The sequence below is a fragment of the Mesorhizobium escarrei genome, assembly GCF_935825525.1.
In the GTDB taxonomy this organism is placed as follows: Bacteria; Pseudomonadota; Alphaproteobacteria; order Rhizobiales; family Rhizobiaceae; genus Mesorhizobium; species Mesorhizobium escarrei.
Map to the genome: position 1 here is coordinate 1 of NZ_CAKXZT010000026.1, position 232 is coordinate 232.

Annotated in this window: 1 pseudogene; it reads left to right on the forward strand. The window is 66.4% G+C overall.

Annotated features, from left to right (window positions below):
• A pseudogene (locus NMG80_RS02335) lies at positions 1–232 on the forward strand (integrase); the annotation flags it as partial.

A 232-nucleotide genomic window follows, 5' to 3' on the forward strand; every position in this document is an offset into this window, starting at 1 on the left:
CTTCTTCACCGTGACGCTCGACCGGCCCGATCTCTCACGCCGTCTCACCGTCATCCGTCAGCCGCGCAAGCTGCCGCTGGTGCTGAGCGTCGAGGAGGTGGCGCGGCTGCTCGAAGCCGCACCAGGTCCGAAGTACAAGGCCGCCCTCGGCACAGGCTACGGGGCGGGGTTGCGGGTGTCGGAGATCGTGGCGCTCAAGGTGAGTGATATCGATTCGACGCGCATGCTGATC